Here is a 26,823-nt window from a genome sequence, read left to right as displayed (position 1 = left end):
TTTGCCAAATTAGGCGTGGCTCGAATTGAAGCTCGGGGGTCTTCAGCAACAGCTCACACTGATAGTGAAGAAGGCCGACGCGGCGCAACGCCCGCCTCTCAATGTCGCTCAGTATTATGGTGAGGGAGTGGTTGGCACTCTCCTGAAGGTATCCGAATGAGATGATCACCGCTATGTCGATCCCGAAATTCCGCTAGGTGCGATTTGTCGCCCGCCTGACACGACCTGATTGTCAAAGCAGAAGGTGGTGCCAGATGACAGCCATGTTGATAGAGATCGGCTCCGATGATCAGGATATTGTCGCGGGTCTTGCCGTCGATCCCCTGTCGGAGGCTTACGCGGGCGGCTCGATTGGCGATGTGTTCGATCGCCTGCGCGCATCGCCGCCTCTCCAGACTCCGTTCGCTCTCTACGACGAGGACAAGGTCGTGGGCTTCATCGTCCTCAGGGAGGCCGATGCCCTGCCCGACTGGGCAGTTCAAGGCTGCATAACTCTCAGCAATCTTCGCATAGACAAGCAGTGCCAGGGCCGAGGCTATGGCAAGCTGGCGATCCGTCTCGCCGCCCGGTGGATCATGGCGAACAGACCCCAGGTGACCACGATCATGTCGAGCGTCAATATGGCCAATGATGCAGCGCTTGCATTAAACGCGGCTTGCGGCTTCACAGCAACGGGACGGATCGTTCAAGGGCTGATTGGCCGCCAGACGATCTTGAGTTCCCCTGTCGAGCGGCTTCGTCACGAACAATCGGCGCCAAAGTCGAAATGAAGTTCGAAGTTGCAATCGGACACCCCAAAGGAGAGCGAGCGTGTTGACGCGCCCGCCAGTTGCCTGCCGCTGAGCGCTTCACAGCTGTGGGGCCGAACTGTTCTCTTTGTCCGAAATCCAATCAAGGAAGAGTTCAGGCATGAACCCCCGATTCAACCGTTCCAAAGCGCGCTGAGCATAGCTGCGCGTCGGAAAAACCACTGCGAGGATTTTGGCGGCGTCGGAGGGCTAAACGTACCGCATTCGCAACGCTCCTGCGCCAGGTTGTCCGCAGGTTCATCCCGAGGCTTTGTCGTTGCCGTCGGACACCCATCCGGCGCGATGGGCCAGCGTGTCGATCTCGCCACTGGCCGCGTATTTCGATTCACGCATCAGACGGATCGCAGGCTTGAGCAGGAAGAGTGCGGAGCCGCCGATGAACAGATATGTGCCGACCGTCTTGGTGTCCTCCCACAGGAACAATATGCTGCCCGCCAGGAAACTGACGGCCGCGCCGACGTCCACGATCGTGTACCATAGCTCGAAGGCGGCATAGATCCGCTTGCGACGCTCGTTCTGCGCGGGATCGTGGTAGTTGAACATTCGTGAGATCATGGGAACGTCTCCATTCTTCGAGACGCCGCCGACGCTTCTTAGCGCGTGGCGAGCGCGACACTCATGCTTCCGTCGCTCTCCAGCATTAGGGTCGCGACATCCTCTATGCGATGGCCGCCGCTTGATCGAATGGCGCTGAGAGCTTCATTCTTCGTGATGCGTTCTCGGCGCATGGTGGCCTCGCAGTATCGTCCGTCCTTGGCCAGCAGCGCGGGTTCCGAGCGTACGATATCCGCAAATGTGGATGAGCGCACGGACGTGTAGGTGACGGCAAATTGCGCGGCGATGAGCAGTGCAAGTGCAACCGCTCCTTCCGCAAGGGCGATCGACTCTTGCAGGAGAATGGCGGAGAGCGTCGAGCCGAGCGCCACGGTCACTACCAGGTCGAATGCGTTGAGTTTGGCGAGCGTTCGCTTGCCCGAAATGCGCAAAAAGATCACCAGGACGACGTAAGCTAGAAGGCCGACGATCACCGTCCGCACGATCCCTTCCCAGTTCTGGAAGAACATGTCGCTCCAGTTCATGTGGATCTCCCGCTCAGTTGTTCGCTTCAAGGCCTTCGAGATCGGCGATCAGAGAATTCATCTCGTCAATCTCCCGGACCTGGGCCTCCAGGATCTCATCAGCCAGTTGCCGGACGCGCGAATCGCTGATCCGCGCTCGCTCGCTGGTCATGATCGCGATGGAATGATGCGGTATCATCGCCTTCATGTAGGCGACGTCGCCAACAGTCGCCTGGCTCCGGACCAATGCGAGCGATCCGGCGAAGACGAGTGCTGCGCCGACGAGAATTCCTAAATTGGCGATCTTGTTGTCATACATGCCCCACATGAACAAAAGCATGACCACCGCCATTGTCGCCCCCATGACAAGTGCCATCCAGCCGCGGGTCTGGCTGAAGAAGACGTGATCTGCCGCGTAGGTGTTCAGATACATCAAACCGAACATCACGATCGTGGAAACGGCGATCATCGCCGCGAAACGGACGTAGCTCATCGGAACCTCTGACTGCTGGATCAAGTCCAACGAAGGCTGCGCGTGTGGAGTTCCATATGCCAACCCAAACGAACCGGAGACTTCTCGCAGTTCACACGGAACGTGCCCGACCCTATGATGGCGGCCTTTCGTTGGGACGGCATCCTCACCCGAGTGACCAGATTGCCGACCGGAAGGGGCGGCGATGGAAACTGCACAGTTATTCGAGAAAGTGGGAGACGCGGTCGGACTGGGCTGTTTCGTCTGGTCGGTCTCTGGCAAAGCGCGAGGCTTTTGCTCCGATCAGGCCAGCAAGATTCTTGCGGCTGACGTGGATGGTCCCGCGGCGCTCTAGGCGCTGCTCGATCCTGCCGACGCGGAACGAGTTTTGGCTGCACTTGCGTCGCAGTCGAGCATTTCTCTCGAACTCACATTGCGGAATGGCCGCTGGGTCGAACTGAACGCCATTGTCGAGGCCTCCGATGGCGAGCGACGCTGGCTGGGGACTGTCGCCGACATCACGCATCGCGTCATGCAGCTGGGCCGCTCGGCTGGCGAGACCATCTACAGAAACATGGCCGAGAATTCGCCTGCCATGCTCTGGATGGGTGACGAGAACGGAAAGTGCATCTTCCTCAATTCCGCCCTCAGGGGGTTCTGGGGCGTGGATCCCCCAAGACCTTTCCACCTTCGATTGGTCGTCGACCACTCACCCGGACGACATCGAGAGACTTGAGACGCCCTTCGTCAAGGCGATGGCAGATCATGCGCCATTCACGGTCGAGGCGCGATATCGCCGTGCCGATGGTCGATATCGCACCATGAGGACGGAGGCGCGCCCTCGCTTCGATCGGACGGACGGCACATTTCTCGGCATGAGTGGCGTGAACGTCGACATCACCGATCGGCTGGAAGCCGAGCAGCAGGCAGCGGAAAGCACGCGTTTACGCGAAGCAATAATGCAGGTGTCGCCCGATGCGATCGTCACGGTCGATGCAGAAGGTCTCTTCATTGACCTCAACCCGGGCGCTGAAGAGGTGTTCGGCTATTCACGGGAGGACGTGCTCGGGCAGGAGATGGATCGCATGATCGTTCCGGCTTCGTTGCGCGACGGACATCGGGCCGGCATGAAGCGCTATCTCGCGACAGGCGAAGCCAGGATCCTCGGTCAGCGCCTGGAAATGCCAGCGCTCAAGGCAGATGGTACGGAGTTTCCGGCAGAGATTGCGGTAGGTCACAATCGTTTCGGTGATGCGGGGAGCTGGGATGGACTATCTCGATTTCGTCGTTCTTGTCGTTCCGGCCGCGATCGGTCTTGTTGCCACGTTGCTTTCAGGTGCGAACCGAGGAGCGTTGATCGGCTTCGTCGTAATGGCGATCGTCGTCTTCGTCCTACTGCTGTTCCAGGTCACCATCCCAACCACCGGCCCGGGGGCGCAGAACAGTCGTGACAGCTTTGCGTGGTCGCTGTTCCTGTTTGAATGGTTACGATGGGCGCCATCATTCCTCGTTGGCGCAGCGAGCGGGGGTGTAGTGCACCACGTGAGGCGCAAAAGTGTCCGACTCTGATCGGTCATCGGCAACAGAGGGAGGTAACCAGCTGGCAGGCTCCATCGCAAGCGACCCCTGCCCTGTTGGCCGACGCATCAAAGAGCGCATTCGCAATAGGAACTGACTGTTCTGCGCTGACGAACACGCAGCAAAGCTTCCCCCCGTCTGACTATCGGATCGCACCGGAAGCTAAATCGCCGGAAGCTGCCAATGACAACAAGCACAACTCATTGGGCCCGTACGAAAACCGCGAGAAGCGGCACCTCTTGTAGTGTGGTTTGCCAGTTGAAAACATTGGAATTTTAGAAAATTCAGCTAATGCTTATGCGGGCTTCGGCCCTGCCCGCCGAGGTGGCGAACCCAAAAAGCCCCGCATGCGTCGCCTCGGTGGGCACTGACACATCACCGCATTCTCAGTACCGCGATCTTCCTTCAAGTTCGTGCCTGCCATTGCCGATCTTCCTCGCGTTCCCGCCAATTTCATTGGCGCTGGCCATGGAACGCCTCCAGCCGGGACATGGGCAGCTCGCTTCCAGTTGGGCCGGCAATTCTCTGCCTCATGGCTGGTGACCGCAGACGTGAAAGTGGGTTGAAGACCGGGTGAGCCGCCACTATTCACCTTCAGGATCTTGCTTGATACTTCAGAATACGGGAGACCGTGCATCCCGGCAGGATCAGCAAGACACTGGAGATCCACGCGATGAAAGACATACCATTCTTATCGGCCATCGCCGCGAGCGATCTTGTGTCGGCGTCAGTCCTTGCGTCAATGATTGGCATGCTCGGGGCAAAAGGCATTCTGTCGGACGAAGAGGTGCGCGAAGTCTATGTTCAGGCTTTGCACCTGTTGGATCAGCAGCAAGACGACGATCACGCCGCATCGGAGATTTGCGCCGCCGCCCGTGAAATCATTGAGTCGCAGTTGCGATGAACCTCACCGTTCCCCTTTCCGCTGATGAAACGATCGCCCTGAATCGGGCGGCGGCTGAGTTGGGCATCGATCTGCCGGAAGCCGCTCAGGCTGCGCTTCGAGACTGGCTCATTGGCCATGGCCATCTGGAGCTCCCGGATGCCGATAACGACAACGCAGATTGACGCCGAACCTGCGAGGATACCTGCGCGGGTAAGCGCGTGGCCGGTAAAGGTCGACGTCAAAGCGCCGTGGGGGCCACCATGTCCACCGGGCTTTGCGCCCCTCGGATTTCGCACCGAAAACCAGTGCGCCTACAAGCGCACTCGTTGTGTGCGTCGGCGTTCACTTACATTCCGCCTGCCCGGGATCTACCGCGTGCGGCCAAATGTATAGGTGAGGCCAAGTCCTCCGCTGAACTGGTTCTTTGAGGCGGTGACCGGGCTGTCAGACGCATCGCTCAAGAGGCGCGAGTAGCCGAGCTTCGAATTTACCGACCAGCGTTCCGTTAGCTTGTATTCGCCACCGATTTCCAAGCTGACATTCTTGAAACCGGATTCGGCGTCAAACACGGGAAGACCCGCAACAGACGCTGCAGCCTGTGCAGGCGAGATCGAGAAATGAGCGTCCATATAATCATCGGATGCATAGACTGTGGACAGATAGGCCCGTCCTGTCAGGCGCTCTGTAATCTCATCTTCCCAGCCTGCGCCGATACGGATGGTATGACCTAGGTCAGTGTCGCCGGTAATCTGGGTCACATAAGCAGCGTCCACATAAAACGGCGCTAGCCGCAAAGCTGCAAAACCGCCGACATTAAAGCCTCCATCAATATCGCCGAGGCCGGTAAGCAGATCGGCGTCGTCCTCGTCACGACCGAAGCTGTATCCGACAACTGGACCAAGATCGAGTTGGCCAAAGCGAAGAGCGGTGATACGGACATCATCAATGCCCTTGAATGTCACGCGCGAAGCTTCCAAAGCATCGTAGTTGTCGCCGTAGTATTTGGGGATAATAAGCGGATAGCCGACAAACCGGTATTCATCCGAACCCTCATAGGCCGGCGCGAAACCCGCAAAGCCACCGACGGTCACTCCCCAGCGAGCCTCTGGAAACGCACTGGCCACCGCGTCGTCTGAAAATTGATCGGCTGCCATCCCAGGCCCCGCAGACAAGAGGAGACCTGTCAGAATTGCCAGTGATTTGATTTTCGCCACGATGGAGAGGTTCCCTACGGTGTCACCGAAATCGGCGTTGCATTGGCTGTCACAGGACAGTGCGTATTCATGCCTGTCAATCATCTATGACTGAATCGGGGTCAGTAGGAAGACACTGTGCCTGATATGATATAGATGCACTCGCTGACGATTTCGGAAACCCTTTGCAGTAGCGGGAGCCACTTCCCGACCGCTGGTCGGCATCTCGTCACGCGCCAATGCTCCAACCCCTATCCGCCCGATGCTTGAACCGCTTGCACACTCCCAAGGGGCGTCCACAGCGCCGCCGGCAGTTTGCAAAGGCGGTGCGATCGGCGGCTCCATAGCGCCAGGTCCGGCGGGTTTGCGACCGACCTATTCGAGCTGCAAGCCGAGCCCTCATGGAAAGGCAGGCCGTCCCATAACCAGCAATAAAAGTCTACGAAGACGGTCGGCATATCGATTACGCAGCACTAGACAACGGTGCGCTGCCATCATGAAGCGCCAAGTGCAACGGCGGCGATCAAAAGGGCGACGTATCTCAGCCACCGATTCACGCCGGTCCCTTGGTGGTCTCTCGTTGCGCGAGACCTTGGTGCAATAGCCCCGTGCGGCAGTGGTGAGTGCGAAGCACGCGCTAAAAGGAGCGGGCCGTGCCAACCGTCTAACAAGCCGCGATGATAAGCAATGGGATCTTCCAGACCCGAAAAATCACACGTGGCGAAGCCCGAGCCGCCAGTGGCCGATCAGGCGCATACGGTCTTCACCCCCTGCTGATGCGCTTGATCCGATTGTTCAGATTGCTATTGTTCGATCGGGGCGTTGCCGGAGAGTTAAGTAGAATGCAGGTGTCGAAATATGATTGGTCCGGGGAGCGGACACGCCATCATCGCTTGAGGACGTGGCTCATGCGCGTGGTTGTCGGTGTTGGCGTGATGGGCATTGCGACGGTGGTCGGCTACCAGGTTCTGGCCTTGGCCTAGAGCCCATGGGCTTTATGGAGATTTCAGCTATTGATTGTGCGGGCTTCGGCCCTGCTCATCGGGGCGCCGAACCCCAAGCCCCCCGCGTCGCTGCCTCGGTGAGCTCTCGACAGCTTTACAATCGCGACACCGAAATCCCGTTTTCGGGCCAAGCTTCAGTGCCATTGTGAGCTTGCGCAATGTGCGCATGGACGTGGCCTGAATGCCGTTCGATGGGGTGGTCTGTGAACTCTCGTTTGAGGTGTCCCCCACGCCGGTGGGATTGTCCGACGGGTGGATCGTCTCCCAATGGTAAACGGAAACCATGTGGCATGACTAGCACTGACCGGCAACCTCCCACTCACGCCGGTTTAGTCGGCCAGCGCCACAACCAAGTGTTGGACCTTGTTCACACCGCAGCGCACGCAGCCCCGAACAAAAAATCGCCGGCCCATTCCAATTGTCAAAGTACGAGGGTGCCGCCAACTGGTCTTGGGGTCCTGCGGTTACAAAGTCGTTGTCAGAGACGTCGAAGGCCCCTGCCAGTGGTCTTATCATTCGTGCGGGAGTGGGGCGCTCAAGTAGCATATGTCCGGAGAGTGGGATTTTTCGAAGGAAATCCGTCGGTGTCGCTAAGCAGCTTCATGCCGATGCCGGGCCGCGGCATACGCGTTCACCTTCACAGGGCGATCGTGCCGGGTGCCGCGTATGGCCGCAAACCACGCATCCTCGACGCAGCTAGCGGCATGTCGGGCCGAACGATCCACGCCGTTCGTGGGGCCGCAGTTGCGTGATATTTCGTAGTCGTCTGCTGTCATAGACCACAGCCATTCCCTGTCAGCCTCACCCGCCTCGATGAGAAAGATGCACCCGACCGCGGCGCCAAAGCCCGGTGCGTAGGCGGTATAATGCGCCTCCTTGTCCGGCCAGGTCTGACGCCAGCGCAAGCGCAGTTCGATTTCCGACGCAGCTCCGCCCGTCGCTGCCGGGGTGGCTTCGGTCATGGTGTCTTCTCCTTGAATTGATGGTTGAGGATGGCCCAAGCCGATTGACCGGTCAAGGATTTTGTTCCTATTTCGTTCTCATGCCGGAAGAATACAGACCGAAGCGCGGGATACAGCCCTTGATGCTCAGCGGGGCCATCAAGAATGGTTCGCTGATCAACGCCCGCTGCGTTGGATGTTCACCTCCACGCTGGTATCATCCGACTGACCTGATGCGGCTCTACGGCGATGTGCCGGCGGTGAACCTGGAGCGGCTGATGAAATGCGGGAGTTGCGGCTCTGCTCTCGATACCGCTGTTGTCACGCCGACAGCAGACGAGCGCCAGAAGATCCGGCTCCGTAGGCTCCACAAGGTGTGGTGGGTGAGGCGGGCGACGTGGCGAGAAGAATGAGGCCGGCGCGCCCGCGTGGTCCCAGGCGTACTGACCTCGGCTCGCCTCTCGGTCCGCCGCGCCCAGATCTTGCGGCAGGGGGCGGGCAGGGTAAACCCAGCAGAAATGCCGGTGGCCGATCTAGGACCGAGCGCGCCTCGACCTTCAGCGCGTGGATGGCGTGGAAGAAGCACGGGCGCCAATAGGGTTGTGCCTCCCGATCGTCAGAATACCACGAACAAGAGAATTATCACGATAAGCGGCACGCCCATCATCCACATAATCAATCCACCAAGCATTTAACGTCTCCTCAGTTCGAAACTGCATTACCAACCATCGCGGCACGTGATCGTTCCGTCGCCTAACCGCGCTTGACAGATATGCGAAAGCGCATAGCGTCATTGACATGACATTTATGATGTTCGACGCGCGTGTTTAGCTTGTTGTTTGGCGGCGCTCATCTTCTTTTTGCGTTCCCATCACTGGCCGCCGAGGGGTAGCCGTTTAAGGGGACGATCGACATGAACAACTCGCACCCTCCGATAACCTTGAGGCCGACATCAACGACGTTGCCCGTAGAATTTGCACGGCAGGTATCATTTTCGAACGCGCGATGGCCCACGTTGACAATCACCGCTCGAGCACCGTCGCGCAGTTCCCCGATATCGTCAGGACGGATCACGAGGTAGCCGTCGACACGATCGCCGGCGCCGGCATCCTGGTCCGCGACCTGCGCGATAAATTCTATGCGGAATGGAAAGACGCGGACGCTCCGACAGACGGATAAGTTGGCCCACCGTGTCGGCTGCCCATGCCATTCATCCCGGCCTTGCGAGAGCTTTAGAAAGAAACTGCAGCGCCTGTGATGGAGGTCCTCAGTTGGACTTTCGTTGTTGCGGGAGTTCCCTCCCGGTGATCAGCAATTCATGCTGTTGCACTTGGTGTCTCGGCTCAGCTTGGTGGCGGGGATGCCGTTCCCAAGAGGGGAGCGACAACCACCCTGTTACGTCCATCTCTTTTGGCCTTGTAGAGATACTGATCGGCAACCCTGTAGAGTTCGCTGAACGTCGTTGTGGATGAAAACGGCGCAGCACCAACGCTCACCGAGATGGGCCACGGCTCACCCTCCGGGAGGAAGGCCACGTCTCCCACGGCCAGACGTATCCGATCACCGATGCTCTGGCATTGCTCAACGCTGGCTCCGGGCAGAAAGACGCTGAACTCTTCGCCTCCCAGGCGACCAATGATGTCTACACTCCTCAGGACCGACCGGATCGATCCTGCAACGAGCTTGAGTGCCTCATCGCCATGATCGTGTCCAAACGCATCATTTATGCCCTTGAAATGGTCCACGTCGATGATGAGCATGGCACCCCTATTGTGATGCGGTGATGTGGAGAACCGCTCAAGATACGCCTCTACCAACGTCGCGAAGGCAGCGCGATTAAGGCACGACGTCAGGCTGTCGGTCGATGCAACGGTTTCAAGTCGGTGATACGCGATTGACAATCGACGCATCTGCGTAAGCAGAAAGTAGAGTAGCGGTGGCGCTACGAGAAGAGGAATGATGACATTGTTCCACGGGCGAGCCCCCCATCGCCAACCACCGTCATCAAAAGAATAGCCGTCGATCGCCAGCGCAATACCAATGCAGATCAAGGTCCCCAGCACTGTCAGCAGCACGACGCGAAACTGGCTTGTCAGCCAAAGATTCAGCTTGTTGTACCACATGCTTCACACCTTCCACTCTTACGCATTCCGCGTAAGCGTGGCATTGATCGAGCCGGTCCAATCCGTCGGGCTCGTCGGAGCCGGCTTCGCGCCGGTTGTGCACTGAACGGGCAGCTCCGTTCGTTCTAAACTAGGTGGCAAACCGGCTTCAGAAGGCTTGACCTCCCGTCATTGTCAGAAACTACAGATGAGCCAAAAAGCGTCGAACATCTTCGTTGGTTCCCAATTTCGACTCGTCATGAGGAACGCCGCTGCCGAAATCTACGCGCATCAGATGAGAATAAGGATCTGTGGGACCTGACGCCGCAAGCGTTGCGGCCGCATCACCAGATTTGGTTGGCTTGCATGCTGCCGCAAGCCGCGAATTCGCCTTGCCGTGAATATTGGATCCCACGAACAAGCGTGCCTTCCCCGCCTCGGCCAAGGGTGAACTGCAAGCCGCGGCGCTATGGAACTGCTTAATGGCGCGGATACGATTTGGGAGAGCCGTGGCCGCGATACTGGCTGGGTTGGCGCGTGTAAGCGGCGATTATCGCGGTCCGGGCAAACACGCAGCGCGCCCTTCTTGCCCACCTACGAACGCAAGGAGGCCCAAAATGAGCGATAGTTACCCAACGTAATCTCCGCCAATGCTTGATGGAGAAGAGTCTACAGGTCCGTTTAACGGGTTTTTATGGCCATTCAGTCTTAGCTCATGCGATTAACTCATTTGGGGGTCGCGATGCGTTCGCTCGTTACTGTCTTGGCAGTCCAGTTTTTTCTCGTGTTTGGATGCTCGGCTGCCTCGGCCAAGGACTGGGTCGTTACGCGAATTTCCGGAACCGCTTGGCTGCAAGAAGGTGCACTGCGGCCCCGCGTGCTGACAACTGACATGAAAGTGCCGGAAGGCGCCTCTGTTCAGACGTCGAGCAATGGCCGGGTGCAGCTTCGCAGCGGCGAGAACGTGATGTCGCTCTCGCCAAGCTCAGTTGCGGAAATCAAGAAGAAGACCCTCTTTCGCCTCAGGACGACTGTGTTTCAATCCGCCGGCACGGTGGCTTTCGATGTGGAACACAAGCGCAAGCCCCATTTCGAGGTTCACACGCCATTCATGGCAGCAGTCGTCAAGGGAACTCGCTTTTCGGTGAGTGTCTCGAAGCGCTCGACATCGCTCGACGTCGATGAAGGCTTGGTCGGTGTGACGGATGTCTCTTCCGGCGACTCGGCAGATATTGGTGGAGGGCAGAGCGCGACCTCGGGTGCGTCTGTCTCTGGGCTGTCCACCTCTGCCGGCGTTTCCCACTCCTCGGCAAACAGCACAGCATCGCAGCAAGGGGCGGTCGGGAACCCGTCAGTCCAGTCGGATCCATCCGGCTCGAGCCCCACGGCAGGCAGCAGCGCCTCCGCCAGCAGCGGCGACGGCTATGGCGGCGGCCAGGAGTATGCTGGCAACGGAAACGGCGGCGGTAGCGGAAACGGTGGAGGCCACGGGAACGGCGGCGATAACGGGAACGGCGGCGGCAACGGGAATGGCGGCGGCAACGGCAACGGCGGCGGCAACGGGAACGGCGGCGGCAATGGGAACGGCGGCGGCAACGGGAACGGCGGCGGCAACGGGAATGGCGGCGGCAACGGAAACGGCGGCGGCAACGGCAACGGTGGCGGCAACGGGAACGGCGGCGGCAACGGGAACGGCGGCGGCAATGGGAACGGCGGCGGCAACGGCGGCGGCAACGGGAATGGCGGCGGCAACGGAAACGGCGGCGGCAACGGCAACGGCAACGGCGGCGGCGGCGGCAACGGGAACGGTGGCGGCAACGGCAACGGCAACGGGAACGGCGGCGGTAACGGAAACGGTGGCGGCAACGGCGGCGGTGGTAACGGAAGCGGCAATGGCGGCGGCCACGGCGGTCGCTCTTAGAAAGTCGCAGGATGAACGCTACTTTCGTTTCGTACTGCCACTCACGTCTGGTCGACCTGTGTTCGAAGTTCGGACTGCGAACCGTCACCATCGTAATGCTTGTAACCATCGCGGTGGTCGCGGATCGAAGTGGTTGGGTAGACCGTCCGAATAATCGCCTGACAGATCTCAGGTTCGAGCTGACAAGCCGCGCCCCGTCTGGACAGGTGGTGCTGATCGATATTGACGGCCGGAGCCTCGACGAAATCAACGTGTGGCCTTGGCCGCGAAGTCTCTACGCCGACTTTGTCGAAAAGGCAGGTCACCTGGGTGTCGAGAGGCTCGCCTTCGACATCGACTTCAGCGCATTGGCAGATCCCCATGAAGATCAAATGTTTGCAGACGCGCTTTCGACCTCAAAGGCAGAGGTGTTTCTCGCCGCATTCATCCAGCGCGGGGCTTTGGGTTCATCGGAATTCGTCACCAGCCTGCCGCATGATCAATTGATTCAATACGCCTGGCCGGCCGTCGTAAACGTCGCTCCCGACAGCGACGGAAAGGTTCGCGATTTTCCAAACCTCGTGCGTATCGGAACCGAGGATCTCGCTTCGCTGCCCGTGGTCTTGAGCAATGGCACGCCTTTACAGCCGGCCACGAAAATCGATTATTCGATATCGGCACACGAGCTTCCTCGCATTTCGTTCGCCGATTTCATGACGGGTGAGATGGAGCCGGAATCCCTGTCAGGGAAAACCCTGATCGTCGGGGCCACCGCAATCCAGTTGAACGATATTTTCGCCGTGCCAGTTTACGGGCACGTATCCGGCTCAACCGTCATCGCACTGGCCACCGAAACGCTGTTGCAGGGCCGTCAGCTTGTCGAGCGCGCTCTTCCACCTCTTAGTCTCGTTCTCATTGGCCTGTTCACGCTGACACTTGCCTCGATCCTTGCCTCACGAACCGCACTGCTGGTCCTCCTCGCCGCATCTGCTGGCATTGAAGCTCTCGCCATCTACCTGCAGGTGGTCGGCAACTCCGCGGTTCAGACGGCTGCCATCCATCTGGTGCTGCTGAGTGGCGTTCTATCTATCCTTGTTCATGAGTTCGATCTGGGCCGGCTCCTCCTGTGGGTGGAGCGCATCAACGTCTCGAACGCCCGCAATATGCTCGAGCGCGTGATCGACGATGCTTTTGACGCAGTGATCATCCTCGATGAACGGGGCAAGATCGTCCGATGCAACAAGCGCGCGATCGCGCTTCTTTCCGCCGGCACTGCCAGGCACCTCAATGAGCTTCCTCCGCAGGTTTCCCGACTTGTGAGAGAGGCCAGCGACCAGCGGGAGGGTGGCGTGCCCGCAGGCCAACCGGTGGAACTGGAAATCTCCTCGGAGGACGGCACAACCCGCACGTTGGAGTTCAGCATTGTCCCGTTTGTGTTGAAGACGGCATCGATCGGTTCGGCAGTTCAAGTTGGAGACACAACGCACGTTTGTGTAACCGCCCGTGACGTCACCGCCAGAAAGCAGGCGTTACAAGAAATCACCCATATGGCGCTCCATGACGGGCTCACAGGCGCCTTCAATCGACGGGGTCTTGATACATGCTTCGCACAGGCTATCGCCAAGGCGGAAGATGCGGGCTGGGCCCTTCTCTATTTCGATCTCAAGGGCTTCAAAAGCGTGAATGACGGCTTTGGCCAGACGGCCGGTGATCAGATTCTCGTGGAGGTCGTAGAACGTACCAATGCCCTCTTCCCTGAAACAGAATGCATCGCCAGGATGGGCGGAGATGAATTCCTCATTCTCTTGAAGTGCGCTGGAGAGGACGAAGCTTCAGACTTCGCAGAAAGGCTTGTGGCCACGATCGACCAGCCGTTCGTGGTGCCGGGAAACACATTGCGTTGCGGCGCGCGCGTGGGCGTCCGATGGTGGACGACCATGGAAGCGTCGATCGAAACATACCTTCTTCAGGCGGATATGGCGCTGCACAAGGCGAAGAAGGAGGGCAGAACCATTTTGATGTTCACCCCCTTGCTGCAGATCGCGAGCGACGAGCGGCGGCAGTTCGAACGCGAACTGGAGCAGGCGCTAGAGGGCGACCAGTTCGAGCTGGCCTACCAACCCCAGCTTGACCTCAAGAGCGGCAAACTGGTGGGCGTCGAAGCCCTGCTGCGGTGGCGCCATCCAGTGATTGGCAACGTCTCACCCGCGAAGTTCGTACCCGTCGCCGAAGAGATGGGGCTCATCGGCAGGCTGGGGTTCTGGGTGATGAAGCGCGCCTGTCGCGATGCTGCCGCGTGGCCCCTTCCAATCAAGGTGGCCGTCAACGTCTCAGCATATCAGTTTCGGACACGTGATGTCCTGGCCGACGTCAAGGATGCAATGGCAGCGTCACACCTGCCCGCCGAGCGCCTGGAGATTGAAATAACCGAATCAGCCTTTGTTGATGAAGTCGATCGGCTCTGTTCGACATTGAACTGCCTGCAAGACTTCGGGATTCGCTTCGCCCTTGATGACTTTGGGACCGGCTATTCATCGCTGGCCTATCTCCACCGCTTCCCGATTTCCAAGATCAAGATCGATCAGAGTTTTGTCCGTGGCCTGCCGGGCGATGCGCAGGCGGTTGCCGTGCTGCGATCGATCCAGGTTCTGGCCTCGGACCTGGGAATTAAAACCATCGCCGAGGGCGTTGAGACGACCGAGCAGTTGCAGTGTCTGCAGCTGTTCGGCTGCAACGAGGTTCAAGGGTATCTCTACGCCCGTCCAATGGATAACGCGGCACTTGTAGACTTCATGCAAAACGCCCAGGATTTCTCGCTTGCGCGCGCGACCGGTTAGCACTCAGTCACATCGCACTGGCTGACCTGCTACTTCCTCACCAGCCGTTGCGCTTCCACCCATGCCTTGCGGCCGTTGTTCGAACGAACAGTCCGGCTGGCGACGGCAAGGTCTTCGAAACACACGCGTGCGACAGTCGAGCTTCGCGCCCATGCTGCCACCGACTCGATCTGGCCGGCAGCGTCCAGCAGCTAGATGCAATACCCATCGGCATAGGTGTTGACCGCTGAGCGCCTCGTGCCCCGGGGCACGATCTTCTGAGACACGTTTCGGTGCTTTGCGATCGCGTTGCAAATTCGTTTGGTTTGAGCGGCAGCGTTGAGATAAGCCCACGGTTTGACGGTAGTTGGACAGTGCTCGATGCTGAATACCAGACCGTCCGCAACCGCTCCCGAGGGCGGAATTTGTAGCCGGAAGGAGGGGCAGCTGTCGGGGCGTTTGCTAATCAATGTGAACGACTTGATGGGGGCGAAAGCCATCGCTGAAGCCAGCCAATGCCAGACGGCAGCTATTTGAACTTGAAACAGAGGGGCGGACGGTCCGCAGTTGGCCCGGATGAATAGTCCTCCTCCTTAAACGTCTGAGACCGGGAAAAGGTGGTATGGCTCACGCGCTGGAAATACTGACCATGTGACGCTGCGGCCCCTTGCGCAGCGTCGGGTAGGATGGTTTGAGGCGGCTCCCTGTTCGCGCGACCTGGAGTTTCCGCATGATCCGCCTCGAAAGCATCGGCAAGCAAAACGGCAAGCAGATCGTCTTCATCGATGCGTCGGCGGCAATCCAGCGTGGCGAGAAGATAGGCCTCGTCGGCCCGAATGGTGCGGGCAAGACGACACTGTTTCGCATGATCACCGGCGAGGAACTGCCGGACGAGGGCCAGGTCTCGCTCGATCGTGGGGTGACCATCGGCTACTTCAGCCAGGATGTCGGCGACATGGCCGGCCGCAGCGCGGTGATAGAGGTGATTGACGGCGTTGGACCGGTCAGCGCGCTGGCTGCCGAGATGGCGGAGCTGGAAGCAGCCATGGCCGATCCCGACCGCGCCGACGAGATGGACGAGATCATTACCCGCTACGGTGAAGTGCAGGGACTTTACGATGAACTCGACGGCTATGCGCTGGACGGGCGAGCCCGCGAGGTGTTGGACGGCCTCGGCTTCAGCCAGGAGATGATGGACGGCGATGTCGGCAAGCTCTCCGGCGGCTGGAAGATGCGCGTGGCGCTGGCCAAGATCCTGCTGATGCGGCCCGACTTGATGCTGCTCGACGAGCCGTCCAACCATCTCGACATCGAGAGCCTCATCTGGCTCGAAACCTTCCTGAAGGGCTTCGACGGCGCCGTTGTGATGACCTCGCACGATCGCGAATTCATGAACCGCATCGTCGGCAAGATCGTCGAGATCGACGGCGGCGCGCTGACGTCCTATTCTGGCGACTACGAATTCTACCGCCAGCAGCGCGCGATTGCCGAGGTGCAGCAGCAGGCGCAATTCGAGCGCCAGCAGGCGATGCTGGCCAAGGAAGTGGCCTTCATCGAGCGCTTCAAGGCGCGCGCCAGCCATGCCGCGCAGGTGCAGAGCCGGGTCAAGAAGCTCGATAAGATCGAGCGCGTCGAGCCGCCGAAGCGCCAGCAGACCGTGCGCTTCGAGTTCCAGCCAGCACCGCGTTCTGGAGAGGACGTGGCGACGGTTAAAGGCGTGCACAAGCGTTACGGCGACCTCACGATCTATGACGGGCTCGATTTCCAGGTGCGCCGACGCGAGCGCTGGTGCGTCATGGGCGTGAACGGGGCCGGCAAGTCGACGCTGCTCAAGCTGATTGCGGGCGCCGCGCTACCCGACTCCGGCACGGTGACGCGTGGCCCGAGCGTCAAGATGGGCTATTTCGCCCAGCACGCGATGGAGCTGCTAGAAGGTGAGCGCACCGTGCTGCAGTCGCTGGAAGACAGTTTTCCGCAGGCGGGGCAAGCGGCGCTGCGCGCGCTGGCGGGCTGCTTCGGTTTTTCCGGGGACGAGATCGAGAAGAAGTGCCGCGTACTTTCTGGCGGCGAGAAGGCGCGGTTGGTCATGGCCAAGATGCTGTTCGACCCGCCGAACTTCCTCGTTCTCGACGAGCCCACCAACCATCTCGACATCGCCACCAAGCAGATGCTGGTCGAGGCGCTGTCGCGGTTCGAAGGCGCCATGCTTTTCGTCAGCCACGACCGCCATTTCCTGGCAGCGCTCTCCAACCGCGTGCTGGAGCTGACGCCGGACGGCCCGCATCTCTATGGTGGCGGCTACACCGAATATGTCGAGCGTACGGGGCAAGAAGCGCCGGGACTGCGGAGCTGAGCCTCATATGGCTCTGAGCAATTCTGGAAGCAGAAGCTCTGCGGCCACACCAGATCGCCGACGAGAACCAATACCTTGAGCCCGTCGTCGAAACGGCCAGGTTCCTCGGGCCTTGTGACTGGCAGCTTGTGGCACGCAGCCAGCGCTAATCGGAGAGCAGAACACAAGCCGGCAGAATCCTCTCCTGGGCACCACCTTTCTCCTAAGGTGTTGACGCTGCTAAAAAAATAGCAAATTGATACACTTAGGGTCGCCCGATTGCTACACACGGGTGATACACATGGTGCTGTCGATGAGCCGTCCCTCCAAGCATCCAAGAACTGGTGTTTACTGGCTGCGCAAGCGTGTTCCCGCCGACCTAGTCGAGACCCTAGGCAAAAAGGAAGTCACCAAGAGCCTCGACACTCGCGATCCTGACGAGGCGAAGCGTCGACATTCGCAACTGCTGAGCGATCTAGAAGCTCAATGGGACAATCTTCGGAAGGGGTCGCGCACCATTAGCGACCGAGAGGCCCATCTGCTGGCCACTAAGGTAGGCTCCAGATGGTTCTGGAATTTTCGGGAGAACCCAAGTTCGCAGTTTTTGTGGCACACCAATTTATATGAAGGGTTGTGGCGCAATTTGAATAGCCCCGGGTTTCGTGGACACCCTCGGGTTACATTTCCTGCTGCCGTTCGAACTCGACAGGTGACAGCATTCCGTTTCTGACGTGCTTGCGCTTTGGGTTGTAGAACATCTCGATGTAGTCGAACACGTCCTGCCTTGCCTCCTCGGGTGTTCGGTAGGTCCTGCGCCGTATCCTCTCGCGCTTGAGGAGATTGAAAAAGCTCTCCGCCACGGCATTGTCATGGCAGTTGCCGCGACGGCTCATCGAGTGCTCAAGATTGTGGTGCTTCAGGAACGCCGCCCAATCCATGCTGGTGAATTGCGAGCCTTGATCGGAATGGACCAAGACCTTGCTCTTCGGCTTTCGACGCCACACCGCCATGAGCAACGCCTGTAACACCACGTCGGTGGTCTGGCGGCTCTGTAGCGACCAGCCGATGACGCGCCGCGAGAACAGGTCGATCACCACGGCCAGATAGGCAAAGCCCTCCTGGGTCCGGAGGTAGGTGATATCTGTCACCCACGCCCTGTCCGGCGCATCGACATCGAACTGCCGGGCAAGGGTGTTGTCGACCACGACCGACGGCTTGCCACTATAGGAGCCGGGCCGACGCTTATAGCCGATCTGTGCCTTGATCCCGGCCAGCCTGGCGAGACGAGCGATGCGGTTGGCGCAACTGGTCTCTCCCTGATCGAGGAGATCGTCATGCAGCTTGCGATAGCCGTAGACCCTGCCGCTTTCCTTCCAGGCCTTGCTGAGAAGCTCGGTCTGACGTGCATCTTCCAACGCCCGCTTGCTCAGCGGGTTCTTCAGCCAGGCGTAGAAACCGCTGGGTCGGATGCGCAGGCAGCGGCACATCGCCCGAACCGTGAACTCTTGGCGATGCTCGGCAACAAACGCGTATCTCACTTTGCATCCTTGGCGAAATACGCGGTGGCTTTTTTTAGGATGTCGCGCTCCTCGGTGACGCGCGTCAGCTCTTTCTTCAGACGCCGGATCTCTGCCGCCTGATCGCCATCGCCCCCCGATGGCTTCGCGAACTTCCTCTTCCACGTGTAAAGCGAGTGCTGGCTTACCCCCAGCCGCTTCGAGACCTCCGCGACCGGGTAACCCCGCTCGGTGATCTGCGCGACCGCATCACGCTTGAAATCGTCACTGAAATTGCCGGTCCCCATCATGGCCTCCTTGCCTCAAATTTTGGGAAGAAGGCGTCCACAAATCTAGGGGCGATTCACGGCGATGATATGAGCGCCGGATATGAGTTCGACGATCGCGCCTATGTGCATTTCGGCGACGGGCCACTGGCCCACAGCGATGACGGCGAGGCGTGGGAAGAGGCGGCGGCGCCGAACCTCGCCGCCAAGGCGTACTTCGGCCGCTGCGTGACGAAAATTGGCCGGCGCTTAGGCCGGCCAGTTTTGGGTCACATGGGAGTGTTGTGGCAGGTCCGGGGGAAAACCTGCATCCAACAAACATCCGAACTTTAAGAAGGTTCCACGCTCAAAAAAGAGGCCGGCGCTAAGGCCGGCCAAGTTGGTCTTCACAGTGGTGCAGGCGGGGCAATGCCTGAAGAGGCCAACATCCACGATCGCGAAAATGTTCCAGCGCTCACCGGGGCAACTTATCGGGGCAGGGCGTTGCCGCCCCGGTGAGCAGGGCAAAAGCCCGCATTAGAATTAACTGAAATTTCAATCAAGCCAAGGCCTTTACGCTAGGGCCATTACCTCCCAGCCGAAAACTGCCGCGACGCCCGTAACGGCAACTCCAAAAGCCCAAAACATCATCCGCTTCTTCAATTGATCGCGGCGTGTACGCTCTCCAGACCAATCATACTTCGACACCTGCATTCTGCTTGGTCCTCCAACCTCGCCCCGGTTGGACAATACCGATCCCGACAAACTGATCAACTGCCCGGAGAACCGGAAGGAGACCGCATGCGACTGATCGCCGACTGGCGACGGGTGCGTGGCCGCGCGGAGCCGCCGCCTGATGATCGCTGCCGATCCTCGACGGCTTCGTCATGGAAAAGGTCACTGTCGAAGTGACGACGCTTCGGCCGAAGGCGGAACGGGCGGGGACGCTTGGCAGGTGGACTTTGACGGCAGGCGGGTCCGTCTTCTGCGGTGCCAGCGGGCTCGGGCTTCTCTACACGCGGATGACCGGCAGTCCGCCGCCGTAGCCCATCAATCTGGGCGCAAAAGCTAACTGGCGCCGCTGGCGGAAGCTGGCGGGACTATTTGATTTTTGCCCACGTTCAGCGCGCACGGCTATATCATTTTTTACGTCGCCAGGAACGGTCGCGGTGGTTTATAGTTCCGTACGAAAAGGCCAGCCAATGCAGCACGTGCGACAGACGATCGAGCAATTGCGCCGCTATATTCAGTCGAGCAGCAAGCGGGAGGATTTGGAGGAAGTGGACGTCCTTCTTTCGGTCGCTCTCGATGAATTGCGGAGAAAGCGTGTGATTGAGGAGCGTCTGGAACGAGGGCAGCGTTCGCCGGACAATTGACTCGCCATTGTCGCATTACAATGGGATACTGACCCATCGTCAGCATGTGAAACAGGGACTGGCGACCGTCTGCGATCATCGTGCATGCGCCTGAAAACCACGGGGAGCGCGGCTTTGACCACGATAGATATCTCGGTACGAAGAGCGGAAGCGCTGGCCCAAGAGTACACTCTTTCCGTACAAGACAGAACTCAGCCCATTTCGACGAAACAAGCGATACAGGCAATCAGGTCGATCATCCCTGACGGCTCGCTAAGCGATAAAGACCTGGCGACGATCATTGCCTCGCACGCGGTGGCTCAGGGCCTCATGGTGGATTTCGACGCCGGCTGACCAGTCATCAGTTTGCGCTATTATTTCCAAGCGGCCTAATCTTCGGTCGCCCGATGTGGTCGGTTTCCGCTATCGCGAGTTCGAGCAGATAGGCGAGAGTCTGCTCATCCTCCCGGGCCGCTAAGGAGTAAGCTTCCGTCAAAAGCTTCCTGATCTTTTCGGACGTCTTCAAAAACGAGGCTCCTTGACCACCGGCAGCGAAGGGAGAATGCGAGCTTTCTGCCGCTTCTTGGAGGTGTCGCCCCGGATTCGAACCGGGGATACGAGGAGTTGCAATCCTTAGCGTGTCCATCCCGCCCCAACACCGTCGAGCGAGATTGGCAGATTGGCTGTTACCATCTGGTTGACAGAATGCGAGTTTACCTTGGCGGGCCCCATTATCGATCCGCTGTGGGCCGACTGCTGCCTAAGCTTCCTCTGGGGTCTCGCCATCCTCTTGAGGATCATCTGCCAGTGCGGCAGCGGCGTCGAGCAGCGCCTGCCGCACCGCCGCCTTGGCGGATGGACGAATATCCCCTTGAGTGAGAACCAGTGGTGGCACCTCTCCGCTGATGAGGATTGCGCCGTCGGTCAGGTTCTTGCGGAGCGTAAATTCAACGACTTCCCGTTCACGATCTAGTTCAGCTTGTTGAATTGCATCTGGCTTTCGTCAGGCATCGACGTTTCATCCGCTTGGTGGTCTTGGCTAGAGCCGTTTACGCTGGGTCTGGAAGAGGTTTAGAGCAGGGGGGCGCTAGCGGCGCAAGCGTGAATTCGACACTCGGCTGAACCCAGAAAGGAAGGGTGCTACCGGTGGGTTCTTATGAAGTGCGGTGCGACGTCCACCCACATCCGGCGAGCGGTTTTGCTGCAGCAGAAGTCCCATTCGAGCAAGATGAGCGGTAGAGCCTGCGCCACCCGGCCAGCGGCGGCGACTTCGTTGCCACATACCCGAATGATGTTCAGGGCTTTGTGTTTGTCGCCAGTGGGCGTAACGCCGTACTGTCTTGCCAACTGCTTCATGTCGTGGTCAATGGCGACGAGCACAGCAAAGCTTTTCTCTGCCGTTATGCAGACGATCTCGTCGGGGGTTCGTTCCGGCAGCACCTCTCTGTGGAGGAGCACCTCGAAGCCCGCTTCTGAGAATACTCTTCCGACGGAATCAGGAACGCCGGCATCCAACAGCAGTCGGAAGGGCGTTCCTGCCGCAGTCAAGCAGCTTCGTCTTTCGCGTCGATCACGGCGCGAACGTCGGCTTCGGTGAGCGTCGGGTATTCTGCTACAATCTGGGCCGGTGTATACCCAGCGTCGGCAAAAGCTTTCACGCTCCGCACTGGAATTCTGGTGCCGGCGATCACGAGCTGATTCTGCGCAACTCCGCGGTTGCGTTCAAATTTACCGATCTCCGCTTCGTCCCGGCGGTTCAGCTTTTTCACCTCGGCCTGCATGTCGCTGGCCACGAGGCGCAGCGGGATTTGAAGCACTTTTTGCTTCGATCCGACCTCTTCGAGATCACCGGTGGCGGGATCCTCGAAAACAACCTTCTTTCCCAGGACGTACAGAGTGGCCCCAGTCCACACATGATCTCCTAGGTGCGAGAGGAATGACTTCACCTCCTTGAGGTGCGCCATAGGGATTTTGCGTGCGTTGCGGAGCTGGGAAAGCACCTTGAGACAGACGAGATCGCGGAAAGAGTAGAGACGGCTGAAGTTGCGCCCGCGATCAGCGAAATGCTCAGGCTTGAAAAACCCGTTCCGCGACCATTCAGCAAGCTGACGGCGCGAAACACCGGTCAGGCGGGCCGCCTGATCCTCGGTGAACACTCCAATTACATTGCCGGATGTTTGGGTCATGATTCCAATATTAGCGCATGCAGCGGTTAAGAATATGGCCCGTAGGATCAATTCTTTTGTTGCGTCAACCCGCCCCATCGTCGTTGCCCGCCTCTGGCAATTCCAGATACACATGCCCGATGAGCCAGTCTCGGATCACGGTCTTGCCGCGTCTTCGTCAGAACACCCTAATTCGGATGCCATTCGTGCAAGAGCGCTCACTTCATCGGTGGAGAGGGTGAATATCATGACGGAGCCTGTCGGGTAGATTCCCCACCCTCATCCCCATCAATATCGCCGCCGTAGGCGTCAAGGATGGCTTGAGCTATTACAATCGCAAGAAGCTGGCTGTCGGCTGCAATAGATTCCTCGTTCAGTCCACGAGCGGATTGAGCAAGGGCAGCGCCTTCGCGCTTCACGATGGCCTGAGCCCTGCGTGCGGCACGGTGCCGGACCTGGGCATCAAAGTCTTCGTCGGAAAGTTCATCGTCATCCATGAGCGGCCTCCCGATTATTTCACCTACTCTATATCCGGCACTTCCCCTGCTTGAAAGTGCACCGTCGGCGGCCCATACTCGCCAAAATCCATGTTCGCCTCTCGGCTCCGCGCGATCACACCGGGGTGCTTGCCGGCCACTTCAGGCAGTGGCGGGGCTGCGGGCTGAAGCGCGTTGCCTTTTCGCCAACAACAACGCCCTCAGACGATGCCTAGGCAGCCTCATGCCGATGCCGCGCCGCCGCATACGCGTTCACCTTCACCGGTCGATCGTGCCGGGTGCCACGTATAGCAGCGAACCACGCGTCCTCGACGCAGCTAGCGGCATGTCGAGCCGAGCGATCCACGCCATTAGTTGGGCCGCAGTTGCGCGCTATTTCGTAGTCGTCTGCCGTCATCGACCGCAGCCATTCGCGTTGGTCGTCACCTGCTTCAATCAGAAAGATGTACCCGACCGCGGCGTCAAAGCCCAGTGCGTAGGCGGTGTAATGTGCCTCCTTGTCCGGCCAAGTTTGACGCCAGCGCAAGCGCAGTTCGATTTCGGACGCAGCTTCGCCGCTCGCTGCCGTGGTGGCCTCGGTCATGGTGTCTCTCCTCGAATTGATGCGAGGACGATGACCTAGCCCGATTGACGCGTCAAGGAGTTTGTTCCTATTTCGTTCTCATGCCGGAGGAATACAGACCAAAGCGCGGGCTTCAGCCCTTGATGCTCAGCGGCTCCATCAAGAATGGATCGCTTGTCAATGGGCGCTGCGTTGGATGCTCACCTCCACGCTGTTATGATCCGGCCGACCTTATTCGGCTCCATGGCGATGTGCCGGCGGTGAACCTGGAGCGCCTCATGGAATGCGCGGTAGCTGCGGATATGCACTTGATATCGCTGTGGTCACGCGGACAGTAGATGAGCGCCAGAAGATTCGGCTCCGTAGGCTCGACAAGGTGTGGTGGGTGAGGCGGGCGACGTGGCGGGAGGAATGAATAGCAGCACACCGGGCGGGGTTGAGGAGTACACTCAGATCGTAGTTCGCTTATCAACGTAGTTGACGTTTGGTAATGTACACCACATCCTAGGCTGAGAGGATTTTTACGGGTGCATTAGGATCGAACTCTACGCAATGTGGTAGCGGCTAGCTGCCATGTTGGGGCTCTTTGCATGTACTGTATAGTGGGGAAAACATGGCGCTTCAAAAGGACGAGATCAGAAAGATCATCGAGAACAAAGGAAAAATTTCCTTTAGGAACAATCCTTCTGGTCGGCAGGCGAATATATCAACTGGTATAACGGATACGATTGTCGAGACAAATTACACGAAATCATCTCTTACAGTTAATGTCGGAAGTAATGAGATAATTGTTGCTAGAGCTGATAACTCTAACACTGATAACAACTGCATCGATGTTCAGACGATTGATGCATTAGCAACGGCCGGTTCGGTAAGAATGCCGGGATATGTTTATACGGGGAACTTCTCGGGATGCGTATTCTATCTTTATAGAACCGGACCAAATGAGGTAACCGGGGTTCATGCCTATAGCGGATCGCAGCCAGTTTACGGGAAGAATGGATTCTTCGGGAAGAAGAAAGTGATCGGTCAGGCTGTCAGGGAGTTTAGCCCACAAGATTATTTCAAGCGAAATCCGGCGCAGCTAATATGTAGATACCCAACTCGCCAAGAGTTAGACCTTTCGACAGGAGAACAAAGTTTATCGTTTCTCTCGTGCGTTGAAAATAATACTGCCACCACTTATTTGTTTAGCGCGAAAGGCGCAGGAACCGGCGCGCAAATTTGCCGCTTGATCCGGGCGTATCATGTGCGGTTTTAATTCGGGGAACGTTGTCCACCTATGCCCTTGCGCGCACACGGTGGAGGACACCCGCAGGTGCCACACAGCGCTCAGGTTTTGGCGCCTATTGATGCCGGCAAGGCCACCGCGCGCGCTGGTGGCCGGTGTCAATGGCGGCGGAAGTGTGGGCGGTTCGAATGCTCATGCCAGACATTAAAATGTCGGATCGCGATATCGCATACATCATCGCAGAGAAGTCAATTGAGCACGGCCGCGTTGGGATAGCGGGCGCGCATCGGGGGGCTCAGGGTGAGCGCGCCGCCCAACGGCGCTGAATAGGCCCGCCGCAGACACAATTTGCGAGGGGCCGCGCTGAAGGTCAAGGCGCGATCGGGCATAAAAGTCACGGGTTGGCGAGGTCAGGAAAAGGACGGGCCAAAGCCCGCCCTGTTCAGGGGCTCAGATAGGCGCGCCCCAATACGGCACGATACCATAATAGTCGTAGACGCTCCGGCCGCTCTTCTCCGACCAGTCGAAGTCTTCATTCGCGGCATATTTCGGTGCGCCCTCGACCTGCTCACGCGAGATATCGACGCGAAAGCCAGTCAGGCCTTCGTCATAATCGAGTTTGGCCCATGGTAGCGGATAGTGATCGTGGCCAATGCCGAGAAAGCCGCCGAAGCTGAGCACGGCATACGAAACCCGGCCGCCGCGCTTCTCGAGGATTAGCCTTTCGACCTTTCCTACGTGCTTGCCTTCGCGATCGTAGACGTTGGTCCCGACAACCTTGTCGCTCGCGATCAGGTCATGTGTCTCGTGAACATCTGGGTCTGCCATGGTCATCTCCTATGTTGGTGTAGGGCAACGACACCGCGGCGCGAACGTTCCGCGTTCTCGCCACCAGATCCATGCTCGCCACCCGGCAGAAATGCCGGGTGGAATCGGCCGGTGCTGCCTGCAACGATCACCCTCAAACAGGAGGTGATCATGCTGAAACTTGTGGCGCGTGTGGCGCTGGCGATTGCCCAAAAGGACAATTCGCGGATTTTGGATGGATCGGAAGACGGCACTCGTTTGTGGCTGATCAGCTGCGAACACTATGCGGGGTTGGCCGTAGTCGCTTTAGACGCGGTAGTCTCACACGGGCTCGGTGAAGGGCCTCAGCCGCGTAAATTGCATTGAGCTGCTGCCGCCGGCCGACATTACTAATCTATTACATGCAGCAGGGCACCAAGCGCTTCAAAGTTTGCGGGACTGGGTTCGTCGCTTCAACGAAGCCGGTCCAGAGGGGCTGAAGGAGACTTGGTGTGGCGGGCTCGAACTTGGGCAATCGCCTGACAGAAGGAGGAATTGACAGCGATCGTCGAGGCGGGACCGGCCCCGAGATCGACGGCGTGGCCTCGATGCTCGAGATGTTGGGAAATTCTTGCAGATCGGCATTCAGTGGCCAAGCGCAATCACCAGCCCCTAGTTCACTGTGACAAAAAGCAAAGCGTCGATCAGCTACCACTTGGTAGCGCCGGCCCGTGCCTTTCGCCAACCCGCCTTGCGAGCTTCTTTCTCGCTACAGAACCAGCGCTCGCCGTAATCTGGTGAAATACGCGTCTCGTCATAGTATTTCTGGCCCGGTACATGATAGATGCGTTCGCCAGTATTGATGCTAACGTTGCCCTTAATGTTGCATCCCGATCCGGGCATCAGGGCCTTAAGGCCGTCGGTGGAGAAGTCATCTGACGTGTACCCGACTCCGAACGCTCCGACCATCATTAATCCTGCCAACATGTGAGGTATAGTTGCCCGCCGCCTGCGGCGCGGCCGTGGATGGCCATGCCGGTTAAGGTCTTCAGCCAGCACTCTAAACTTTGCAGTCGGATCGCCCCACTTGAGACGACGAAACTTCAATACCTCTTGGGTCATCAGAGGATAATTCACAAGGCGGACTGACTTCTGGTGAAGCAATTGGTTGGCATTTGAACGATCGAAAGAAATAGTCACTCACGCTGCAGTGATGTCTCTGGGCCGCGTGCGGGAGCGGCTACAGGCTATCCGAACGGAGGGACATCACTTAGGTCGCGCTTCTCAAGCTGCCATACTGCATCGACAGGGTAGCACATCAGTGCTACACAGGGCGCTGACTCGGCGTCCCTGATGCATTGATTTCTTTATACT

The 26,823-nt window shown here is 58.7% G+C and carries 32 protein-coding genes; 19 read left to right on the top strand and 13 right to left on the bottom strand.

Features of this window, described 5'->3' with window-relative positions:
- Positions 1–254: 254 nt before the first annotated feature.
- A complete protein-coding gene (locus tag AAFN84_RS22325) occupies positions 255–770 on the top strand; it encodes a GNAT family N-acetyltransferase (RefSeq protein ID WP_347516909.1) in 516 nt (171 codons plus the stop codon).
- Positions 771–1,046: 276 nt separating this feature from the next.
- Here the strand turns inward: AAFN84_RS22325 and AAFN84_RS22320 are convergent, their stop codons facing one another.
- The 3 genes from AAFN84_RS22320 to AAFN84_RS22310 are packed head-to-tail and all read right to left on the bottom strand — an operon-like array spanning position 1,047 to position 2,360.
- Positions 1,047–1,364 (bottom strand): YrhK family protein, encoded by a 318-nt coding sequence (locus AAFN84_RS22320; protein ID WP_347516908.1) that lies wholly within the window; start codon positions 1,362–1,364, stop codon positions 1,047–1,049.
- A gap of 38 nt (positions 1,365–1,402) precedes the next feature.
- The gene (locus AAFN84_RS22315) at positions 1,403–1,888 is read right to left on the bottom strand and encodes a YetF domain-containing protein (RefSeq protein ID WP_347516907.1); all 486 of its coding nucleotides are present in this window, start codon (positions 1,886–1,888) and stop codon (positions 1,403–1,405) included.
- Between the two features lie 13 nt (positions 1,889–1,901).
- Entirely contained in the window at positions 1,902–2,360 is a 459-nt protein-coding gene (locus tag AAFN84_RS22310) for a DUF305 domain-containing protein (protein WP_347516906.1), read from the bottom strand.
- 367 nt (positions 2,361–2,727) lie between these two features.
- Here AAFN84_RS22310 and AAFN84_RS22305 point away from each other — a divergent pair, with 367 nt between their 5' ends.
- The 4 genes from AAFN84_RS22305 to AAFN84_RS22290 all read left to right on the top strand — a co-directional run bounded on the left by AAFN84_RS22305 (position 2,728) and on the right by AAFN84_RS22290 (position 4,985).
- Positions 2,728–3,075 (top strand): PAS domain S-box protein, encoded by a 348-nt coding sequence (locus tag AAFN84_RS22305; protein WP_347516905.1) that lies wholly within the window; start codon positions 2,728–2,730, stop codon positions 3,073–3,075.
- 148 nt (positions 3,076–3,223) lie between these two features.
- Entirely contained in the window at positions 3,224–3,790 is a 567-nt protein-coding gene (locus AAFN84_RS22300; RefSeq protein ID WP_347516904.1) for a PAS domain S-box protein, read from the top strand.
- Between the two features lie 800 nt (positions 3,791–4,590).
- Positions 4,591–4,821, top strand: a complete 231-nt coding sequence (locus AAFN84_RS22295; protein ID WP_347516903.1) for a hypothetical protein — start codon at positions 4,591–4,593, stop codon at positions 4,819–4,821.
- Positions 4,818–4,985, top strand: a complete 168-nt coding sequence (locus tag AAFN84_RS22290; RefSeq protein ID WP_347516902.1) for a hypothetical protein — start codon at positions 4,818–4,820, stop codon at positions 4,983–4,985. Before AAFN84_RS22295 ends, AAFN84_RS22290 begins: the two co-directional genes overlap by 4 nt.
- A gap of 186 nt (positions 4,986–5,171) precedes the next feature.
- Here AAFN84_RS22290 and AAFN84_RS22285 read toward each other — a convergent pair whose 3' ends face one another.
- Entirely contained in the window at positions 5,172–6,101 is a 930-nt protein-coding gene (locus AAFN84_RS22285) for a MipA/OmpV family protein (protein WP_347516901.1), read from the bottom strand.
- Between the two features lie 737 nt (positions 6,102–6,838).
- On the opposite strand from AAFN84_RS22285, the gene AAFN84_RS22280 reads away from it, so the two are divergent.
- Positions 6,839–6,979: a hypothetical protein gene (locus AAFN84_RS22280; RefSeq protein ID WP_347516900.1), complete on the top strand. Its 141-nt coding sequence runs from the start codon at positions 6,839–6,841 to the stop codon at positions 6,977–6,979.
- A 611-nt stretch (positions 6,980–7,590) separates the two neighbouring features.
- Here AAFN84_RS22280 and AAFN84_RS22275 read toward each other — a convergent pair.
- Positions 7,591–7,962, bottom strand: a complete 372-nt coding sequence (locus tag AAFN84_RS22275; protein WP_347516899.1) for a hypothetical protein — start codon at positions 7,960–7,962, stop codon at positions 7,591–7,593.
- Positions 7,963–8,006: 44 nt separating this feature from the next.
- Between AAFN84_RS22275 and AAFN84_RS22270 the strand changes: the two genes are divergently transcribed.
- Together AAFN84_RS22270 and AAFN84_RS22265 are read left to right on the top strand one after the other, a co-directional pair.
- On the top strand, positions 8,007–8,354 hold the full coding sequence (locus AAFN84_RS22270; RefSeq protein ID WP_347516898.1) for a hypothetical protein: 348 nt from the start codon (positions 8,007–8,009) through the stop codon (positions 8,352–8,354).
- Positions 8,355–8,946: 592 nt separating this feature from the next.
- Entirely contained in the window at positions 8,947–9,120 is a 174-nt protein-coding gene (locus AAFN84_RS22265; protein WP_347516897.1) for a hypothetical protein, read from the top strand.
- 164 nt (positions 9,121–9,284) lie between these two features.
- Here the strand turns inward: AAFN84_RS22265 and AAFN84_RS22260 are convergent, their stop codons facing one another.
- On the bottom strand, positions 9,285–10,064 hold the full coding sequence (locus AAFN84_RS22260) for a GGDEF domain-containing protein (protein ID WP_347516896.1): 780 nt from the start codon (positions 10,062–10,064) through the stop codon (positions 9,285–9,287).
- A gap of 721 nt (positions 10,065–10,785) precedes the next feature.
- On the opposite strand from AAFN84_RS22260, the gene AAFN84_RS22255 reads away from it, so the two are divergent.
- The 4 genes from AAFN84_RS22255 (at position 10,786) to AAFN84_RS22240 (ending at position 17,821) form a co-directional block, all read left to right on the top strand.
- Complete coding sequence (locus AAFN84_RS22255; RefSeq protein ID WP_347516895.1) at positions 10,786–11,964, top strand: FecR family protein; 1,179 nt, start codon at positions 10,786–10,788, stop codon at positions 11,962–11,964.
- An 11-nt stretch (positions 11,965–11,975) separates the two neighbouring features.
- On the top strand, positions 11,976–14,780 hold the full coding sequence (locus AAFN84_RS22250; protein ID WP_347516894.1) for an EAL domain-containing protein: 2,805 nt from the start codon (positions 11,976–11,978) through the stop codon (positions 14,778–14,780).
- 709 nt (positions 14,781–15,489) lie between these two features.
- Positions 15,490–17,112, top strand: coding sequence for an ABC-F family ATP-binding cassette domain-containing protein (locus AAFN84_RS22245; RefSeq protein ID WP_347516893.1), 1,623 nt, complete (start codon positions 15,490–15,492; stop codon positions 17,110–17,112).
- Between the two features lie 280 nt (positions 17,113–17,392).
- The gene (locus tag AAFN84_RS22240) at positions 17,393–17,821 is read left to right on the top strand and encodes a DUF6538 domain-containing protein (RefSeq protein WP_347516892.1); all 429 of its coding nucleotides are present in this window, start codon (positions 17,393–17,395) and stop codon (positions 17,819–17,821) included.
- Here AAFN84_RS22240 and AAFN84_RS22235 read toward each other — a convergent pair.
- Positions 17,769–18,895 (bottom strand): IS3 family transposase gene (locus AAFN84_RS22235; RefSeq protein WP_347516891.1). Its coding sequence is split into 2 segments (ribosomal slippage): positions 17,769–18,655 and positions 18,655–18,895, totalling 1,128 coding nucleotides; the frame shifts between segments, so codons are not numbered across the junction. The two genes, AAFN84_RS22240 and AAFN84_RS22235, sit on opposite strands and share 53 nt — an antisense overlap.
- Positions 18,896–18,964: 69 nt before the next feature.
- On the opposite strand from AAFN84_RS22235, the gene AAFN84_RS22230 reads away from it, so the two are divergent.
- The 5 genes from AAFN84_RS22230 to AAFN84_RS22210 all read left to right on the top strand — a co-directional run bounded on the left by AAFN84_RS22230 (position 18,965) and on the right by AAFN84_RS22210 (position 21,181).
- Positions 18,965–19,207: a hypothetical protein gene (locus AAFN84_RS22230; RefSeq protein WP_347516890.1), complete on the top strand. Its 243-nt coding sequence runs from the start codon at positions 18,965–18,967 to the stop codon at positions 19,205–19,207.
- 533 nt (positions 19,208–19,740) lie between these two features.
- On the top strand, positions 19,741–19,899 hold the full coding sequence (locus tag AAFN84_RS22225) for a hypothetical protein (RefSeq protein WP_347516889.1): 159 nt from the start codon (positions 19,741–19,743) through the stop codon (positions 19,897–19,899).
- A gap of 156 nt (positions 19,900–20,055) precedes the next feature.
- Entirely contained in the window at positions 20,056–20,229 is a 174-nt protein-coding gene (locus AAFN84_RS22220; RefSeq protein WP_347516888.1) for a hypothetical protein, read from the top strand.
- A 114-nt stretch (positions 20,230–20,343) separates the two neighbouring features.
- On the top strand, positions 20,344–20,562 hold the full coding sequence (locus AAFN84_RS22215; RefSeq protein ID WP_347516887.1) for a hypothetical protein: 219 nt from the start codon (positions 20,344–20,346) through the stop codon (positions 20,560–20,562).
- A 325-nt stretch (positions 20,563–20,887) separates the two neighbouring features.
- Positions 20,888–21,181: a hypothetical protein gene (locus tag AAFN84_RS22210; protein WP_347516886.1), complete on the top strand. Its 294-nt coding sequence runs from the start codon at positions 20,888–20,890 to the stop codon at positions 21,179–21,181.
- 167 nt (positions 21,182–21,348) lie between these two features.
- On the opposite strand, the gene AAFN84_RS22205 is transcribed toward AAFN84_RS22210, so the two are convergent.
- From AAFN84_RS22205 to AAFN84_RS22190, 4 genes are all read right to left on the bottom strand, one after another.
- Positions 21,349–21,756 carry a DUF5615 family PIN-like protein gene (locus AAFN84_RS22205; protein WP_347516885.1) on the bottom strand — a complete coding sequence of 136 codons (408 nt, stop codon included), beginning with the start codon at positions 21,754–21,756 and terminating at the stop codon, positions 21,349–21,351.
- The gene (locus AAFN84_RS22200; RefSeq protein WP_347516884.1) at positions 21,753–22,394 is read right to left on the bottom strand and encodes a DUF433 domain-containing protein; all 642 of its coding nucleotides are present in this window, start codon (positions 22,392–22,394) and stop codon (positions 21,753–21,755) included. The genes AAFN84_RS22205 and AAFN84_RS22200 overlap by 4 nt, the downstream gene beginning before the upstream one ends.
- 224 nt (positions 22,395–22,618) lie before the next feature.
- Positions 22,619–22,870 carry a hypothetical protein gene (locus tag AAFN84_RS22195; RefSeq protein WP_347516883.1) on the bottom strand — a complete coding sequence of 84 codons (252 nt, stop codon included), beginning with the start codon at positions 22,868–22,870 and terminating at the stop codon, positions 22,619–22,621.
- Between the two features lie 211 nt (positions 22,871–23,081).
- The gene (locus AAFN84_RS22190) at positions 23,082–23,453 is read right to left on the bottom strand and encodes a hypothetical protein (protein ID WP_347516882.1); all 372 of its coding nucleotides are present in this window, start codon (positions 23,451–23,453) and stop codon (positions 23,082–23,084) included.
- A 592-nt stretch (positions 23,454–24,045) separates the two neighbouring features.
- Here AAFN84_RS22190 and AAFN84_RS22185 point away from each other — a divergent pair.
- The gene (locus AAFN84_RS22185) at positions 24,046–24,693 is read left to right on the top strand and encodes a hypothetical protein (RefSeq protein ID WP_347516881.1); all 648 of its coding nucleotides are present in this window, start codon (positions 24,046–24,048) and stop codon (positions 24,691–24,693) included.
- A 420-nt stretch (positions 24,694–25,113) separates the two neighbouring features.
- On the opposite strand, the gene AAFN84_RS22180 is transcribed toward AAFN84_RS22185, so the two are convergent.
- Positions 25,114–25,491 carry a PRC-barrel domain-containing protein gene (locus tag AAFN84_RS22180; protein WP_347516880.1) on the bottom strand — a complete coding sequence of 126 codons (378 nt, stop codon included), beginning with the start codon at positions 25,489–25,491 and terminating at the stop codon, positions 25,114–25,116.
- A 150-nt stretch (positions 25,492–25,641) separates the two neighbouring features.
- Between AAFN84_RS22180 and AAFN84_RS22175 the strand changes: the two genes are divergently transcribed.
- Positions 25,642–25,836, top strand: a complete 195-nt coding sequence (locus AAFN84_RS22175; RefSeq protein ID WP_347516879.1) for a hypothetical protein — start codon at positions 25,642–25,644, stop codon at positions 25,834–25,836.
- A 321-nt stretch (positions 25,837–26,157) separates the two neighbouring features.
- On the opposite strand, the gene AAFN84_RS22170 is transcribed toward AAFN84_RS22175, so the two are convergent.
- The gene (locus tag AAFN84_RS22170) at positions 26,158–26,436 is read right to left on the bottom strand and encodes a hypothetical protein (protein ID WP_347516943.1); all 279 of its coding nucleotides are present in this window, start codon (positions 26,434–26,436) and stop codon (positions 26,158–26,160) included.
- Positions 26,437–26,823: the final 387 nt, after the last annotated feature.

Source organism: Mesorhizobium sp. CAU 1741, from assembly GCF_039839275.1.
Classification (GTDB): Bacteria; Pseudomonadota; Alphaproteobacteria; order Rhizobiales; family Rhizobiaceae; genus Aerobium.
This window is presented reverse-complemented; position numbering and strand designations above follow the sequence as displayed.